This is a genomic window from Solwaraspora sp. WMMA2056 (assembly GCF_030345095.1).
Taxonomy (GTDB): domain Bacteria; phylum Actinomycetota; class Actinomycetes; order Mycobacteriales; family Micromonosporaceae; genus Micromonospora_E.
This window is the reverse complement of the sequence record NZ_CP128360.1, coordinates 5,987,458-6,003,491: the sequence shown is the minus strand read 5'-3', so window position 1 is coordinate 6,003,491 and position 16,034 is coordinate 5,987,458. Positions and strand designations below refer to the sequence as shown.

The window sequence follows — 16,034 nt, the reverse complement described above, 5'->3', positions numbered from 1 at the left end:
GCCTGACCGGGCCGGGCCGTGACCTGACCGGGCCGTACCCTGGTCGGGTGACCGACACGGTGCTCGACCGGGTCAGCTGGACCCGTCGGCGCGACGCGCACGCCGCGCGCGTCGACCAGCTGGTGGACGGGCATCTGGAGCGCCGCCGCCGGGGCGAGGCGCATCCGGTCGCCGACTTCCTGTTCACCTACTACGCGTACCGACCGGCGCAGCTGCGTCGGTGGCACCCCGGCGCGGGGGTGCTGCTCGCCGGGGCCGATCCGGCGTCCTGGGGGCGTGACTACCGGGCGGTGCCGGTGACCGGCGGTACGGCGGTCACGGTGGACACCGCCGGGCTGCTGGCCCGTCGGGGCGAGCTGATCGCCCGGGTACGGGATCTGCTGGTGCGTACGGCGGGTCGACCGGGGCACTTCGGGTGTTTCGGGCTGCACGAGTGGGCGATGGTGTACCGGCAGCCGGCCGCCGAGGTGCGTCACCACCGGTGGCCGCTGCGGATGAGCCCGGCCGACATCGCCGCGTTCGTCGACAGTCAGCGGATCCGGTGCAGCCACTTCGACGCGTACCGGTTCTTCACCCCGGCGGCCCGGCCGCTGAACCTGCTGACCCCGCAGCGGTCCACCCAGGCCGACTTCGAGCAGCCCGGCTGCCTGCACGCCAACATGGATCTGTACCGGTACGCCTTCCAGCTGAGCCCGCTGGTCGATGGTGAGCTGGTGGTTGACTGCTTCGAGCTGGCCCGCGACATCCGCGACCTGGACATGCGGGCCAGTCCGTACGACCTGCGGGAGCTCGGGTACCCGCCGGTGCGCATCGAGACAGCGCAGGGTCGTACCGCGTACGTCACCGCGCAGCGGGAGTTCGCCGCGCGGGCGGCGGTGCTACGCGAGCGACTGGTGGAGCGGATAGCCCGATTCGCCGAGTTTGCTACCCCCAATCAGCTGAGCTGACAATTCCGGCTCTCTACCAATTTTCTGCGCCAATCGTGTCTGCTCGCTGACGCCTGCCCTGATTCAGTCAGATCCAATGGTTGACCGAACCTTGACGTTCAACTATTCTCAAGCGCAGCAAGAAGCTAGAACGTCAGGTGGAAGTCAAGGAGCGGCCCAGCGAACGGCTTCCCGGGCCGACAAGGAGGTGCGCGATGTTGGCGGAACTGTCGACGACCTGGGATTCCACCCAGGACTACGACCTGGACATCGACGTGGACGGACTGGACCTCGGGCCACTGACCGTCACCGCGATGCGGGACTCGGTGGCACTGCCCGAGACCGGAGCGTCCTCGGCCGGCGACGGTGGCCGAGCCTCCTGCTCCTGCTGCTACGTCACCTGACCGGCGCGGCGTCCCGTCGACGCCGGCCACCCGACGACCCCGCGACCCTGCGGGGCGAACCCCAACCGAAAGGTGAATCACATGTCCGACGACATCATCGACGTCGAAGACCTCGAGCTCGACGAACTGTCCGTCAGCTCGATCCGCGACTCGGCCGCTCTGCCGGAGACCGGCGCCTCCTCCGGCTCGTCGAGCTGCAGCTCCAGCTCCTGCTGCGGCGCCAGCTCCTGCTGCTCGTCGTGCGCCGACGCCGAACTGCAGGCGAACTGACCCAGTCACCCGCCCACCACCGGGGCGCCACCGGCAGTGTCAGGGATTGCCGGTAGCCCGGGTCCGGGCGAGTCACGCCAGTCACGCGGAGGGGGCGCACCGCGCCCCCTCCGCGCGTCGTATCCGAAGGAGTGCTCGTGGAAGTCTTCGCCCGTCTCGACACCGTCACCAAGACGTACGGCGCCGTGGTCGCACTCGACGCCGTCTCCGTCGTGGTGCCGGCCGGGGTCACCGCCGTGCTCGGGCCCAACGGTGCCGGCAAGTCGACAATGATCGAAATCCTGGCCGGCCTGCGCCGCCCCACGTCGGGCCGGGTCGAGGTGCTCGGCGCGAGCCCCGCCGACGTACCGGTCAAGGCCCGACTGGGGCTGACCCCGCAGCGGACCGCGCTGCCCTGGCGGCTCACCGTCGCCGAGACCCTTGCCCTCGTCGCCGCCCACTACCCGCACCCGGTGCCCCGCGCGGAGCTGGTCGACCAGCTCGGACTCGGCCCGTTCCTGGGCAAGCGGTGCGGCACCCTCTCCGGCGGTCAGCGCCGCCGGGTCGCCCTGGCGACCGCCCTCGTCGGCCGCCCCGACCTGCTCTTCCTCGACGAACCGACCACCGGCCTGGACGCCGACAGCCGCGACGGACTGTGGTCGGCGATCGCCGCCGTCGCCGCCGGCGGCAGCGCCGTGCTGCTCACCACCCACGACATGGCCGAGGCCGAACACCTCGCCACGCGGGTCGTGGTCGTCGCCGGCGGGCAGATCGCCCGCACCGGTGCGGTCGACGACGTCGTCGCCGAGGTCGGGCTGCACCTGGTCGACGTCGAGGTGGCCGGCCCGCTGCCGCCGATCGCTGTCTCCGGCCCGGCCGACCGGGTGACCACCGTCGGCAACCGGACCCACATCTACACCGCCGACCCGGACGCCACCGTCCGGGCACTGGTCCGCGCCGAGGTGCCGTTCACCGGCATCCGGGTCGAGCGGGTCGGCCTGGAGGAAGCGATCCGCACGATCAGCCGGTCCACCGACCCGGGTGCCGTCACCCGGTCCGGGATCCGCGTTGCCGAGAAGGTGGCCTGACATGCGCTACGTCCTGCTGCACGCCCGGGCGCACGCCCTCGACACGCTGCGGATGCCCGCCTACTGGGCACCCGCGCTGGGCTTCCCACTGGTCTTCTTCCTACTGTTCGGGCTGGTCAACGCCAACCGCTACGCCGGTCTCGGCCTGGGCAGCGAGTACGCCATCACCCCGTTCCTGCTCTACACCACCCTCAACGTCACCGTCGCCTCGCTGGCCGCCGGCGTCGCCGCAGACCGGGAGAACCCGTGGGAGCAGCGGCTCCGGCTGCTGCCGCTGTCACCGCTGACCCGGTTCGCCGGCCGGCTGGTCTACGTGCTCGGCTTCAACGTGATCAGCTGGATTCCGCTGCTGATCGTCGCCGCCGTCACCACCGACCTGCGGCTGCCCCTGGCGGCCTGGCCGGTCTGGCTCGGCGCGGTCGTCGTCGGCGCGATCCCGTTCGGCCTGCTCGGCATGGCGATCGGCTACCGTCTCGCCCCGCAGCCGGCGATGATGCTGGCGAACCTGCTGTTCATGCTGCTGGCCTTCTTCGGCGGCCTGTTCGTGCCGATCGACTACCTGCCGTCGGCGCTGCACGCCGTGGTCCCGTACGTGCCCACCTACCAGTACCAGTACTTCGTGCTGGCGCTGATCGACCGGGCCGACCACCTGATCGGACCCAGCTGGATCGCCTTCCTGCTGCTGGGCTGGACGGCGCTGTTCGCCCTGCTCGCCCGCGCCGCGTTCCGGCGCGACGAGGGGGTGCGGTACGGATGACCGGAATCGCCGTCGTCCCGGCCACCGCCGACCGGCGGTCGGCGATCGACACCACGCTGGCGCCGTACGCGCTGGTCCGGCTGGCCGCGCTGCCGTACCCGCCGACTCCGGACGGTGCCCGCGAGTTCCGTGCCGCGCTGCGCCGGCTGGTCGAACTGCGGTCGCGGATCACCGAGCTGGCCCCCCGGCTCGCCGACGCGCTCTACGCCAGCGCCGACGGACACCCGGCCGACTTCCACCGCAAGGCGGTGCTGCCGCTGCGCCGCGACGTGCACAACGAACGGCTGCCCCGGCAGGACCGGGTCGCGCAACTCGGCGGCCTGCTCGACCGGGTGCCCGACCTGCCGGCCTGGCTGGCCGTCATGCGCGAGGCCGCGCAGGTGCGCGCCGAACTCGGTGAGCTGGCCACCGGCGCGCTCGGCGCGGAACGGTCCGCGCTCGCCGAGGTCTGCGCCGCCGAACCACTGCGCCGCGCGGTCACCCTCACCGGTGCCGACCTGCTGCGCGGGATCGACCGGGCCGCCGCCGGCGGGGCCCACCCGGACAGCCGGGCCCGCAAGTCCGAACCCAACGCGCTGCGGTACGCGCTGCGGGCCACCGCGAAGACCAGCCCGCTGTCCTGGTTCACCTACGTCGCCTGGGGCAACTGGACCGGGGCGGCAGAATCGGCCGGCGGTGCCGTACCTGCCGACGACGCGGCCTTGGCCGGCGGGCAGCCGGTGGCCGTCGCCCGGGCCAACCGGACCCTGCTGGCCCGGCTGCTCGCCGCGGTACTGGCCGAACCGGCCCTGCGCGACACCGTGCCGCACCGGCTGGCCGCCGCGATCACCGTCACCGGTGACCAGCTGACGTTCCGCCGGGACCGCCCGGTGCAGGGCGTCGACCGGATCATCTCGGTGCTGGAGGAAGAGGTCTCGCTGGCCTGCACCGGACCGCTGCGGCTGCTGATCGACCGGACCCGGGCCGCCGGCCCGGCCGGGGTCACCCCCGGTGACCTGGTCGCCGAGCTGGCCCGGCGACTGCCCGGCGGCCCGCAGCGTACCGCCGCCGCCGCGACCCGCTACGTCGGACAGGTCCTCGACGCCGGGCTGCTGCTGGCCGTCGAACCCGTCGACCCGCAGGACCCGCAGGCGCTGCGGCACATCGCCGACTGGCTCGGCCGGCACGACCGGTCCGACCTGGCCGCGCTGCTCGCCGACATCGACGCCCGGACCGAACGGTTCGGCACCGTCACGGCCGGCGAGCGGGCCGCCGCGCTGGCGTCGCTGCGCGACGCCTGGCGCAACGCGTACCAGGCGGTCGGACTGTCCTGGTTCGACGCACCGGTGCTGGCCGAGGACGTGGCGGTGCGGACACCGCTGCGGCTGGGCCGGTCCCACGGCCGGGCCGCCGCCGACGCGCTGCCCGCGCTGGCCGGGCTGGTCGAGCTGTTCGACCAGTACCTGCCGCTGCGCCTGCTGGTCCGGGACCGCTTCGTCGCCCGGTACGGCGTCGGCGGGCGGTGCCCGCGCGCCGCCGACTTCTCCACCGAGATGAGCCAGGTGTGGCGGGCGTACAACCTGGTCACCCCCTCCGGGGCGATCAGCCCGGCGGCGGAGTTCGCCGACCTGGTCACCCCGCAGCTGCGGGAACTGGCCGAGGCCCGGGCCGGCCTGCTGGCCCGGCTGCGGGCGGCGGCTCCGACCGACGCGGCCGAGTTCACCCTGCCGGACGGCCTCGTCCGCGACGCGGCGGCGGCGCTGCCCGCCTGGGTCACCGCCCGACCCGCCTCGTACGCCTACTTCGTCCAGCCGGCCCGCACCGCGCGGGCCGACCTGCTGGTGCTCAACCACGTGTACGCCGGTTGGGGCCGGTTCACCAGCCGGTTCCTCGACCTGCTGGCACCCCAGGCGAAGGCGCAGGTGGCGGCGCAGATCCGGGCGACCCTCGGCCCGCGCGCCCAGGTGGCGCAGTTCCGCCCGGTCACCGGGTTCAACGCCAACCTGCACCCGCTGCTGGTCGACCACGAGGTGGGCGAGGACGGCCGCTGGGCCGACCTGCTCGCCGACCGGGTCGGGCTGCGCCACGACCCGGTGACCGACCAGGTACGGCTGGTCCGCGACGACACCGGCGCCGACCTGGACGTGCTCTACCTCGGGTTCCTCGTCCCGTTCGTGATGCCGGACCGGACCGTACCGCTGCACTTCGACCTCAGCAGCGGCCTGGTCGGACCGGGCCTGCTCGCGCCGACCGGCGAGGTGGCCGGTGCCCGGCACCGGACCCGGCTGCGCTACCACGACCTGGTGCTCAGCCGGCGCTCCTGGACGCTGCCCACCGACGCCGCGCAGCGGCTACGGGCCGACCTGGAGACCGACGGCGACGTGCCGTTCGACGCGGTCAGCACCTGGCGGGCCCGGCTCGGCCTGCCCGCCGAGGTGTTCGTCGCCGCCGCCGGAGTGGACGTGCGCGGCGGCCCGGACGACTACCAGCGCTACCTGTCGCTGCCCAAACCGCAGTACGTCGACCTCGACAACGCGCTGCACCTGCGGAACCTGCCCCGGCTGCTGGCCCGCCACGACGGACCGGTGCGGTTCGAGGAGGCCCTGCCGGTGCCCGGCGTCGGCAACCCGCAGGGGCGGGTCGTCGAGCTGGTCGCCGAGACCTACCGGAAGGGGTGGGGCGGCCATGACTGACGCCCTCGACATCGTCACCTACTACCATTCGCCGACCAAGCTGCCGCTGCTGCGCGCGGCGGTGCTCCCGGCCGCCGGCTGGGCCGCCGGGCAGGGGCTCGCCGTACACCTGGAACGGCACTGGCGGCACGGACCGCACCTGCGGATCAGGCTGGCCGCCACCGACCCGGCCGGCGCGGCGGAGCTGGCCGTGGTCGCGACCGCGGTCGCCGGCCGGCTGCGCCGCCACCTGGCCGAGCAGCCCAGCACCGCGCGGACCAGCGTCGCCGAGCTGCTCGCCCAGGCCGAACAGGCCGGCCGGATCGAGCTGGTGCCGCCGCCGTACGCGCCGATCCACCCGGATAACACCGTCCGCGTCGAGCCGGTCGACGACCGCGCGTTGGCGACCCTGTTCGGCTCCACCGAGGCGGTCGAGTGCCGGGCCGCGCTGCTGCGCCTGGGGGTGCCGGCGGTCAGCGCCGCCGCCGACCGGCTGGCCGCTGCCGGTGACAGTGCCGCCGCCCGGGTGCGGACCTGCCTGACCGCGATGGCGCTGCACGCCAGCCGCTACCCGCTCGGGCTCGGCAACGGCCACCAGTCGTTCCTGTCGCACCTGGAGGAGTTCCTGGTGCTCAACGACCCGGACGGCCGGGTACGGGCGGCGTTCGACGCCCAGTGGCGGCGCTGCGCCGACTCGGCGACCGCCCTGGTCGCCCGGCTGGCCGCCCCGACGGACGCGGCAGGCCCGGGTGCGGAGTCGGGTCCGGGCCTGGACCCGACCGAGCGCGGGTGGGAACAGTGGACGGTGTCCGCCGCCGAGGTGACCGGGGCCGCGTACCAGCGTGGCGAACTGCCCCGGGTGCCGGCGTTCAGCTACCTGGACCGGGCCGAGCAGATCGGGGACCCGGACACGGTACGCCGCTGGCATCCGGACCGGACCGAGTACAGCGATTACCACCAGCTGCTGCGGCAGATCGACTTCGACCGGGTCCCGTACGAGCGGGAGTTTGTCACCTACCGGTTCGCCACCAACGTGCTCTACCTGCTGCTCGGCCTGCTGGACGTGCGCCCGACCGAACGCTATCTGGCCGCCTACCTGCTCAGCCGGGCGGCGGAGCGGATCACCGGGATCACCTGGCAGGAACGGATCAACGGCTACTTGACCCGGCTGGCCGCGACCGCACCGGAGGTGACGCGATGAGCCCGCAACCGTCGACCACGACTGCCGAGGTCACGACAGCCGACGACCCCCAGCCGACGGCGGGGACCGTCGTGCGGCTGCGACCGGTGGTGTTCGCCACCCCGACCGGCACCGGAGTACACGTCCGGGGCTGGTCGTCGAGCTTCACCGTCAGCGGCGGCACCGGGGTGTGGAAGGTGTGGCAGCTGCTCGCCCGGCAACTCGCCGGCGGGCTGTCCCCGCAGAGCCTGGCCCGCCCGGTCCGGCGACCCGAGGTGGACCGGGCCGTCCGGCTGCTGCTGGAGCAGCTGCGCGAACACGACATGCTGGTCGAGGTGCCGTCCGGCTGGGGCGACCGGGACGACCCCGGGCTGCCGCCGGCCGACCTGGCCCGCTGGCTGGAGTCGGTGGCCGCCGACCCGGCGGCGGCCTGGGACCGGCTGCGGTCGACCACGGTGACCGTGGCCGGCACCGGCCCGGTGGCGGCGGCGGCGACCCGGACGCTGACCGGCACCGGCCTGACCGTCGACCCCTCCGGCGGCACCGGCGCGGACACCGTCGTGCGGGCCGGCGACGCGGCGGTCGCGGCCCGCTGCCTGGCGGAGACCGGGTACGTGACCCCGGTCGCGGCGCCCGACGAGGTGACCGCGCACAGCGCGGCGATCGCCACCAGGCTGACCCGGGACACCGACGGCCCTGCTGTCGACGGCGATCCGGTGGCTCCGGCGTTGGCCGCGCTCGTCGGTGCCGCCGCCGCGCACCGCATCGTATGCACCGTCGCCGGACTGCCCGACCCGGCCGAGGAGGCCGCCACCCTGCCCGGCGGGGAGCCGGCCGCCCCCGCACCGCACTACCCGTCGGCCCTGGTCGCCCGGCTGGACCCGGTCCGGGCCACGTACCACCCGTGGCTGCCGGCCGCCCGCGTACCGCTGCCCGGAACCCCGGCCGACATCGACGCGGTCGGGCTGCGGCTGACGGCGTTGAGCGACCCGGAACTCGGCGAACTGCCGCCGGCGCTCCCCGGCGACCTGCCGCAACTGCCGGCGATGCTGGCGCTGGCCGGCCCGGCACTCGGCGTCGCGGCCACCGCCGACGCCGCCCGGATCGACGCCACCCTGCGGTACGCCGAGACCCTCCTCGGGCTCACCGGGATACGACCGGTCGACGACCCGGTGACGCCGTCACCGACGTCGGCGGTGACGACGGCCGCGGTCGGCGTCGACCCGCGACACGCCGCCGGGGTCGCGCTGCGCCGGCTGGTCCACGCCGTCGGCCACCGGCTCGACACCGTCGAGGTGGCCGAGGCCGAATGGGCCACCGTACCGGTCGCCCGACGCTGGTGGAAGGCGCTGACCCGGCGGTTCGGCGTACCGGCGCGGGTGGTGGCCCACCGACTGCCCGCCGGTGCGGTGCACGCCGAGATCGTCACCGACGACGGGCCGTTGGCCTGGGCGGTGGAGGCCGACGCCGCCGACGCGGTGGCGCTCGCGGCGCTCGCCGCGACCGGGGTCGCCCAGGCCCGGGCCGCCGGTGTCGCGGTACCGACCGGCCCGGTCAGCCTGACCGGCGCGGCACCGACCTGGCTGCCCGGCGACCCGCAGCTGGCGCCGTGGACGGACGACACCTGGTACTGGCCGGCCGGGGTGATCGACCACGAGGAACGGCTGCAGCAGGCGCTGCGGGCCGCACTCACCACCGGGGGCGCGACCCTGACCGGGCGGCCGGCGGTGCCGGACCCCGCCGACACCGGCCCCGCCGACGAGGACACCCACATGATCGTCCACGCGCTGGCCGTCACCGGGTTCGTGACACAGGGCTTCCAATGGACCACCGACGCCGCGAGCCGAGGAGCCTGAACCATGTCGACCCGTACCGTTGCCACCCCGGCCACCGCGCTCGCGGACGCCCTGCGCCTCGCCGGTCACCCGGTGCCCGTGCGCGACGCGGCCACGGCCTGCGACATCGACGCCGGCGCGACCATGGTCGTCCTGCTCGACGACTGGACCCCGGCCCTGGCCGCGCAGCTGAGCGACCAGGCCTGGCGGCACGCCGCGACCGTCGTACCGGTCCGCCTCGACGGCGGTCTGGTGCTGGTCGGCCCGGTGCTGCGCCCGACCGCGAGCGTCTGCCTGGCCTGCGCCGAGGCGGCCCGGCTACGGGTGTTCGGACCGGGGGTGCCCCGCCGCGACCCGGGGCTGCGCCTCGGCGGCACCGTCCCGCCGAGCCTGCTGCCGGTGGTGGCCGGCACCGTCGCCGACGCGCTCACCGACCCGGCCCGGTTCGACGCGACCGTGGTGGCGGTCCGCACCGACCACGCCACCGTCAGCAGCCACCGGGTCCGGCCCCGCCGGCAGGGCTGCCGGGTCTGCCGGCCGGTGCCGCTGGACACCCCGGACGGTGCCGAGGTGGCCCTCACCGCCACGCCGACCGGTGACCCGTACTCGCTGCGCGGCGACAACCCGCGCACCACCCGGGAGGCGTTGCGCGCCGAACTGTTCGACTGGCGGCACGGGCCCGTCGCCCACATGATCCGCACCGAGCGGTCACCGATGGCGTTGAGCACCAGCGAACTGGCCAGCGACACCCCGGTCCGGGAAGCCGGCTACGGCCGGGCCCGCAGCTTCGCCGAATCCGAGCGGGTCGCCCTGTTCGAAGCCGTCGAACGGGCCACCGGGATGCGGCCGTACCGGCGGCGTACCGCCGTCGAAGCGGCCTTCGCCGACCTCGGCCCGGACCGGGCGGTCGACCCGGCCCGGCTCGGGCTGCACGACCCCGCGCATCACGACCACCCGGCGTTCCGGATGGTGCCCTACACCCCGCAGACCCGGACCCGCTGGGTGTACGGGTGGTCGATGGGCCGCCGCCGCCCCGTACTGGTGCCGGAGCACGTCGCCTACTGGGGACTGCACCGCGGCGCCGGAGCCCGGTTCCTCTACGAAAGCTCCAACGGCTGCGGCCTGGGCAACAGCGCCGTCGAGGCGGCCCTGTACGGCATGTACGAGGTCGCCGAACGCGACGCGTTCCTGATGGCCTGGTACGCGCGGACCCCGCTGCGCCCGGTCGCCGTCCCCGACGACGACCCGGTGCTGCCGCACCTGGTCGACCGGCTCGACACGATCGGCTACGACCTGCTGTTCTTCGACGCTACCAACGATCTCGAGGTGCCGACGGTGCTGGCCCTGGTGCTGCACCGCGACCCGACCGGCGGCGCGCCGCAGGCGTTCTTCGCCGCCGGTGCCCACCCGGACCCCCGGGCGGCGCTGCGCTCGGCGGCCGCCGAGGCGGTGGTCGACGTGTTCAGCCTGCCGGAGGTGGCCCGCAACAAGCCCGGCCACCTCGACCCGGACCGGCTGCAGGCGATGTTCGACGATCCCCGGCTGGTCACCGGCCTGGAGGAGCACGTCGCGGTGAACACCCTGCCGCAGGCCCGGCAACGGTACGAGTTCCTGCTCACCGGCGAGGCGCCGGCGCACTGGCGGGACGTGTGGCCGGGCCGCCCGGCCCCGGTCACCGACCTGGCGGCGCTGCTCGGCGAGACCGTCGACCGGTGGGCCGCGCGCGGCCTGGAGACGATCGTGGTCGACCAGACCGATCCGTCGACCCGCGACCGGCTGGGGCTGCACTCGGCGAAGGTGATCGTCCCCGGCACGTTGCCGATGACGTTCGGCCACGTGCACCACCGCACCCGTGGTCTGGACCGGCTGCTGCGGGTCCCGGCCGAGCTGGGCCGGCTGCCGGCCCCGCTGCGCTACGCCGACCTGCCCCTGTACCCGCACCCGTTCCCGTGAGGTCGCCATGTCGTCCCGTCAGCTCGTCGAAGTGCTCGCCGACGTCTACGCGCACGGACCCGGCAAGGACGTCCGGCCCGGCCCGGCGCCGCCGTACCGTGCCCCGGCCGCACCCGGCGGCGTCGCACTGACCGCGCTGGCCGCCACCGGCGCGGTCGGCGACCGGCTGGTCAAGGTGTTGACCAGCGCGTTGGCGCCGCGCCGCTACGAGCCGTGGAACGGGTTCAACGAGCACCGTGCGTACCCGTCGCCACGGGCGGCGTACCTGGTCGACGTGGCGGTGCGCTGCGGTGACGCCGACTGGCTGGTCGACCCGGTACGGGGGCGGCTGCACCCGGTGCGGCCCGGTTCGGTGCCGGCGGCGGTGCCGGTCGGGTCGGCTGGGCCGATGTCGCTGGCCGCGCCGACCGGGTTGGTGCTGTGGGAACGCCCCGGCCGGTTGCCGGCCGGCTACGGCCGGCTCGCCGACGCGTTGGCCGCGTTGGAAGCCGGGCACGTCGCCGGGGCACTGGTCGAGGCGGCCGCCGGGCACGGGCTGCGGGCCGCCGTACGGACGCAGGGCCGGCAGCTGACCGTCGAGCTCGGACCGACCAGCGCCGCCACCGGGTCGCGGCACCGTCCTCCGGCGGTACGCAGCTCCGGGCTGAGCCCGCGCGGGCTCAGCCCGGACCCGAGGCCGCTGCCGGCGGCGGTGTTCGACCGGCTGGTCGCCGCCGCGTACCGGCCGCCGACCGGATCCCCGGCCGCCTGGCCGGGCCTGCGGCACACCGTCGCCGTCGGCAACGTCACCGACCGGCCCGCCGGCTGGTACGACCTGCCGGCCCCGGCGTACCCGGCAGCGGCGGGATCCGCTGCCGGAGCAGCCACATCGACGGCGTCGACACCGGTCGTGCCGACCCGGCCGGGGGACGCGATCGGGCAGGTGCAGCAGGCGTACACCTATTCGCGTACCGAGGTCGACGTCGCCGGCATGCCGGCGGCCTGGCTGGTCAGCGCGGACGTCGGCGCGGTGGTCCGGGCCGACGGCCCGGTCGGCTACCGGCGGCTGCTGCACACCGCCGGCGCCCTGGCCCAGCACGTCGGCACCGCCGCCGCCGAGGCGGGGCTGTTCTGCCGCCCGGTCCGCGCGGTCCGTGAAGCCGCCGCCGAGGCCGCCGCCGCGTTGCCCGCCGGGCACGACCTGATCTACCTGTTGCTGATCGGCCGGTCGCGGGTGCGTGACTTCGCCTACGACCTGAGCGACCCGGAGGTGCCGCTGTGACCGCTGCGACCATGACCGCCACCGTCCGCCGTACCTGGGTGGGACTGCACTGCTTCGTCTACTGGGCACCGGCCGACCTGGACACCTTCCTGTCGGCGACGGTGGCACCGCTGCTGGACCGGCTGCGCGCCGACGGCGGCATCGCCGACTGGTTCTACATCCGCTACTGGGAGGGCGGTCCGCACCTGCGGATCCGGATCCGGGACCCGTTGCCGGGCGTCGGCGAACGGCTGCGCGAGCAGCTGTCGACACTGGTCGCGCAGGCACCGTACGAGGTGTTCGCGCTCGACGGGGACAGCTACTACCAGCGGCTCGGCGGCGATGCCGCCCGGTCGGCCGCCGGCTGGCACGCCCACGGCGAGGTCCGCGAGATCGCCTACCAGCCGGAGACCGCCCGGTACGGCGGCCCACCGGCGGTGCCCGTCGCCGAGGACGTCTTCTGCCGGTCCAGCCAGGTCACCGCCCGGATCGTCGGCGCGGTGCCGCCCGGCCCGGCCCGGCTGTCCGTGGCCGCCGAACTGGCCACCGCCACCGCTGCCGCGCTGGGCCTCGACGAGTTGGGCGCGGCACGTTGGCTGCGCGGGCACGCCGCCGGTTGGCGGTGGCAGAACGAGGTGGCGATGCTGCCGGCCGCCGCCGTGCAGGGCCAGGCGGCGCGGGTGCTCGCCAGCCAGGGGCGGGCGTTGCGTAGCCGCTGGGACCGCACCGTCGCGCTGGTGGGCGGGGAAGTCGCGCTGGTGGGCGGGGAAGGCACGCCGGCGGGCGGGAAACCGGACCGGTCCCCGGCGGCGTACTGGGCACAGGTGGTCCGGTCGGCGCGCCGGGAACTGGAAGGGTCGGCCGCCGACGGCCCGGCCGACCAGCGGTGGCGCTGGGTGTGGGGCTCCCAGCTGCACATGTTGTTCAACCGGCTGGGCATCCTGCCCGACGAGGAGCGCTCGGTGTGCTGGCTGGTGGCCGGTACGGCGTTGGCCCCGGCCGGGCCGGTGGACTTCTTCGCCGACGGCGCGGCGGCGGCCGACCGCCGCTACCAGGAGGCAAGCAAGTTCCTGCCGGGGCTGTTGCAGACGCAGAGGCCGCGTGAATCCGCCACGGAACGGAGCGGGACCCCGTTCCGGTTCGGCGGTCGGCCGGTTCCTCTGCCCGCCGGGGACCCGCCGCGGGTGGCACTCGCAGACGTGCTGCGCCGGCGGGTCTCCGGTCGGGGGCGGCTGACCGGCCCGGTCGACGCCGCCGACCTGGGCGCTCTGGTGTGGAGCGCACACGGGGTGACCCATCGGGCCCAGGTGCCGCTGCCCAGCGGGGACCGCTACGACTACGCCCACCGCCCGTACCCGAGCGCCGGCGGTACGTACGTGGCGCGGATGCGGCTGATCGCGCGCGACGTCGCCGGCGTCGCCGCCGGGGTCTACCACGTCGACGACGTCGACCGGCAGCTGTGGCGGCTCGGGCCGGCACCGACGGTGCCGGAGCTGACGGCGTCGTCGATGTGGTTCGGCGCCGACGCCCTCGACGTCGGCGGGATCGACCTGGCCGAGGTGCCGGCCCTGCTCGGGCTCTACGTGCAGGTCGGCGAGCTGCGGGACCGGTACGGCATGCGGGCGCTGCGGTTCGCCGTGGCCGAGGCCGGTCACCTGGCGCAAACCCTGGCGATGGTGGCGGCGGCGTCCGGGCTGGCGCTCGGCATGTTCGGCGGTTTCTACGACGACGTCGCCCACGAGCTGCTCGGCCTGGACGGCATCGACGACGTGCTGGTCTACCTGCTGCCGGTGGGGCGTTTCCCGGCGGGTGCGGCGTGACCGCCACCGCGCGACGGGGCAATGGCGAAGCCCCCGACCGGTGGGGCAATGGCGAAGCCCCCGACCGTCAGGGAACGTCGGGGGCCGACTCCAGTGTGCCACGACACCCCGGTGTGGCGCACCAGTGCGGGGAGTCGGCCGCGACCACCGCCGCCGTACGGGTGCTGGACGGGGTGAGCGCGTTGCGGGCGGTGGCCGACCCGATCCGGCTGCAGGTGCTCGGTGTGCTGACCGCCGAACCGCAGCAGTCCTACTCGGCGCGCCAGCTCGCCCACCGGCTGGGCATCACCTTCAGCCTGATGCACTACCACCTGCGGGTGCTCACCGAGGAGGGAATGGTCCGGGTGGTCAGCCAGCGGACCGGGCACGGTCGGGCGGAGCGCTGCTTCCAGACCGCGCAGTTGGCGCTGCGCTGGGAGTTTCCGCCGGTGTCCGGCGAGGGGTGTCCGCCGACGTCAGGCGGGGACCAGCCCGGATGAGCGCACCTGCAGGTCGATCCGGGCGGCCAGGTTCTCCTTCAGCGGCGGGCACGGTGGTTTGTCCTCCCGCCACAGTTTCGGGCAGGCGCCGCCGCAGACCGGCAGGATCGGGCAGGACCGGCAGCCGGTCTCACCGGCGCGCAGACCGGCGTACCAGTCGTCGTAGCGCCCTCGCGGGCGCAGCTGCCCGAGCGGTACGTCGTCCACGGTGCCCAGGTGTTCGCCGGTGAAGCCGGGCACCAGCGGCTGTTCGGTGCAGGAGTAGAGATGCCCGTCGGGGGCGACGACCTCGCTGTGCCGCGACGTTGCGGTGCACACCACCCGTACCGGCTGGCTGGGCAGCACCCGGCAGTGCAGTCCGGCGGCGAGGTAGGCGGCGTACCAGCGCACCTCGGTGTCGGCGGCGTGCCGCTGGCGCAGCCGTACGTCGCTGACGTCGTTGCCCCAGGAATGCACCGGCGCCGGGTAGAACCGGATGCGCGGGTCGGCGAGCCCGGCGTCGCGCATCGCGGCGGCGAAGGCGTCCGCCTGGTCGGCGTTGTGGGTGCCGACGTTGGTCCGGACGGTGACCCGCAATCCGGCCAGGTCCGGGTCGGTCAGGACGCCGCGCAGCGCGGCGGTGATCCGGTCGTAGGAGCCCTGTCCGCTGTTGAGGGGTCGGGACGCCTCGTGCACCGGGGCCGGGCCGTCGATGGTGACCTCGATCTGCACCACCCGGCAGTCGCGGTGCAGGGTCCGCAGTTTGCGGGCGTCGAGCAGGGCGCCGTTGGTGACCAGCAGCGCCGAGTACGCGACGCCGTGCCGGTCGGCGGCAGCGGTGAACCGGGCGGACAACGCGCGCAGCACGGCGTACCCCATCAGGGGTTCGCCGCCGAACCAGCGCACCACGACGCGGTCGTAGTCGCCGCTGGCCATGGCCTGTTCGACGCGGGCGGCGATGGTCTCGCGGTGCCGGGTGGGTCGGGCAGCAGGGGTGTCCCGCCGGTGTTCCTGCCCGCAGTAGCCGCAGCCCATGTTGCAGTAGGCGGTCGGCATGACCACGAACTGGCGGGTCCGGGTGGTGGCGGCCTCCTGCTCACCGGCGGCGATGACGGCGGCGGCCTCGTCGGTGCCGGCCGGCACGAGTACGCCGAGCGTGGCGAGCCGCTGCTGTTCGTCGGCGGGCAGGCCGGCCGGGTCGCCGTCGGTCAGGGTCCGCACGGTGTCGGTGTCGAGCAGCAGGGTACGGGCCCGTCCGGTGTGGAACACGGCGCGCAGGTGCCGGCCGCCGGGGTGCCGGTAGACGGTCGGGCTGAACACGAGGTAGCGGCTGGGCACGAGGTCGGGCAGGGCCATGGCGGGCCTTTCGGAGGTCTTGACGGGTGGCGTGCCGGGCTGCGACGGCGGGCGGGCTGGGGCCGTAACGCCAGCGGACCCGGAGCGGGGCGGCTCCGGGTCCGCTGCGGGGGCGGG

The 16,034-nt window shown here is 75.0% G+C and carries 13 protein-coding genes; 12 read left to right on the top strand and 1 reads right to left on the bottom strand.

Going from position 1 to position 16,034, the window contains the following annotated elements:
* Positions 1–47: 47 nt before the first annotated feature.
* From O7608_RS27205 to O7608_RS27150, 12 genes are all read left to right on the top strand, one after another.
* Positions 48–947 carry a 3-methyladenine DNA glycosylase gene (locus O7608_RS27205; RefSeq protein WP_289207267.1) on the top strand — a complete coding sequence of 300 codons (900 nt, stop codon included), beginning with the start codon at positions 48–50 and terminating at the stop codon, positions 945–947.
* A 194-nt stretch (positions 948–1,141) separates the two neighbouring features.
* A complete protein-coding gene (locus tag O7608_RS27200) occupies positions 1,142–1,330 on the top strand; it encodes a thiazolylpeptide-type bacteriocin (RefSeq protein ID WP_282226142.1) in 189 nt (62 codons plus the stop codon).
* Positions 1,331–1,411: 81 nt separating this feature from the next.
* Positions 1,412–1,600 (top strand): thiazolylpeptide-type bacteriocin, encoded by a 189-nt coding sequence (locus O7608_RS27195; protein ID WP_282226143.1) that lies wholly within the window; start codon positions 1,412–1,414, stop codon positions 1,598–1,600.
* A gap of 137 nt (positions 1,601–1,737) precedes the next feature.
* Positions 1,738–2,667 (top strand): ABC transporter ATP-binding protein, encoded by a 930-nt coding sequence (locus O7608_RS27190; RefSeq protein WP_289207266.1) that lies wholly within the window; start codon positions 1,738–1,740, stop codon positions 2,665–2,667.
* Position 2,668: 1 nt separating this feature from the next.
* Positions 2,669–3,424 carry an ABC transporter permease gene (locus tag O7608_RS27185; protein WP_289207265.1) on the top strand — a complete coding sequence of 252 codons (756 nt, stop codon included), beginning with the start codon at positions 2,669–2,671 and terminating at the stop codon, positions 3,422–3,424.
* Entirely contained in the window at positions 3,421–6,096 is a 2,676-nt protein-coding gene (locus tag O7608_RS27180; RefSeq protein WP_289207264.1) for a lantibiotic dehydratase, read from the top strand. Before O7608_RS27185 ends, O7608_RS27180 begins: the two co-directional genes overlap by 4 nt.
* Positions 6,089–7,276, top strand: coding sequence for a lantibiotic dehydratase C-terminal domain-containing protein (locus O7608_RS27175; RefSeq protein WP_289207263.1), 1,188 nt, complete (start codon positions 6,089–6,091; stop codon positions 7,274–7,276). The genes O7608_RS27180 and O7608_RS27175 overlap by 8 nt, the downstream gene beginning before the upstream one ends.
* Positions 7,273–9,111, top strand: coding sequence for a hypothetical protein (locus tag O7608_RS27170; RefSeq protein WP_289207262.1), 1,839 nt, complete (start codon positions 7,273–7,275; stop codon positions 9,109–9,111). Before O7608_RS27175 ends, O7608_RS27170 begins: the two co-directional genes overlap by 4 nt.
* A 3-nt stretch (positions 9,112–9,114) precedes the next feature.
* Positions 9,115–11,043 carry a TOMM precursor leader peptide-binding protein gene (locus O7608_RS27165; protein ID WP_289207261.1) on the top strand — a complete coding sequence of 643 codons (1,929 nt, stop codon included), beginning with the start codon at positions 9,115–9,117 and terminating at the stop codon, positions 11,041–11,043.
* A 7-nt stretch (positions 11,044–11,050) separates the two neighbouring features.
* A complete protein-coding gene (locus O7608_RS27160) occupies positions 11,051–12,304 on the top strand; it encodes a nitroreductase family protein (protein WP_289207260.1) in 1,254 nt (417 codons plus the stop codon).
* Positions 12,301–14,103, top strand: coding sequence for a thiopeptide-type bacteriocin biosynthesis protein (locus O7608_RS27155; protein ID WP_289207259.1), 1,803 nt, complete (start codon positions 12,301–12,303; stop codon positions 14,101–14,103). The genes O7608_RS27160 and O7608_RS27155 overlap by 4 nt, the downstream gene beginning before the upstream one ends.
* A 113-nt stretch (positions 14,104–14,216) precedes the next feature.
* Positions 14,217–14,582 (top strand): ArsR/SmtB family transcription factor, encoded by a 366-nt coding sequence (locus O7608_RS27150; protein ID WP_289207258.1) that lies wholly within the window; start codon positions 14,217–14,219, stop codon positions 14,580–14,582.
* Here O7608_RS27150 and O7608_RS27145 read toward each other — a convergent pair.
* Complete coding sequence (locus O7608_RS27145) at positions 14,559–15,917, bottom strand: radical SAM/SPASM domain-containing protein (protein ID WP_289207257.1); 1,359 nt, start codon at positions 15,915–15,917, stop codon at positions 14,559–14,561. The two genes, O7608_RS27150 and O7608_RS27145, sit on opposite strands and share 24 nt — an antisense overlap.
* Positions 15,918–16,034: the final 117 nt, after the last annotated feature.

What these genes read in the sequence shown, in the direction of transcription:
- O7608_RS27200 (WP_282226142.1), top strand. Translation starts at nt 1,142, where the DNA reads ATGTTGGCGGAACTGTCGACGACCTGGGATTCCACCCAGGACTACGAC.
- O7608_RS27185 (WP_289207265.1), top strand. Translation starts at nt 2,669, where the DNA reads ATGCGCTACGTCCTGCTGCACGCCCGGGCGCACGCCCTCGACACGCTG.
- O7608_RS27145 (WP_289207257.1), bottom strand. Translation starts at nt 15,917, where the DNA reads ATGGCCCTGCCCGACCTCGTGCCCAGCCGCTACCTCGTGTTCAGCCCG.
- O7608_RS27180 (WP_289207264.1), top strand. Translation starts at nt 3,421, where the DNA reads ATGACCGGAATCGCCGTCGTCCCGGCCACCGCCGACCGGCGGTCGGCG.
- O7608_RS27170 (WP_289207262.1), top strand. Translation starts at nt 7,273, where the DNA reads ATGAGCCCGCAACCGTCGACCACGACTGCCGAGGTCACGACAGCCGAC.
- O7608_RS27195 (WP_282226143.1), top strand. Translation starts at nt 1,412, where the DNA reads ATGTCCGACGACATCATCGACGTCGAAGACCTCGAGCTCGACGAACTG.
- O7608_RS27175 (WP_289207263.1), top strand. Translation starts at nt 6,089, where the DNA reads ATGACTGACGCCCTCGACATCGTCACCTACTACCATTCGCCGACCAAG.
- O7608_RS27165 (WP_289207261.1), top strand. Translation starts at nt 9,115, where the DNA reads ATGTCGACCCGTACCGTTGCCACCCCGGCCACCGCGCTCGCGGACGCC.
- O7608_RS27160 (WP_289207260.1), top strand. Translation starts at nt 11,051, where the DNA reads ATGTCGTCCCGTCAGCTCGTCGAAGTGCTCGCCGACGTCTACGCGCAC.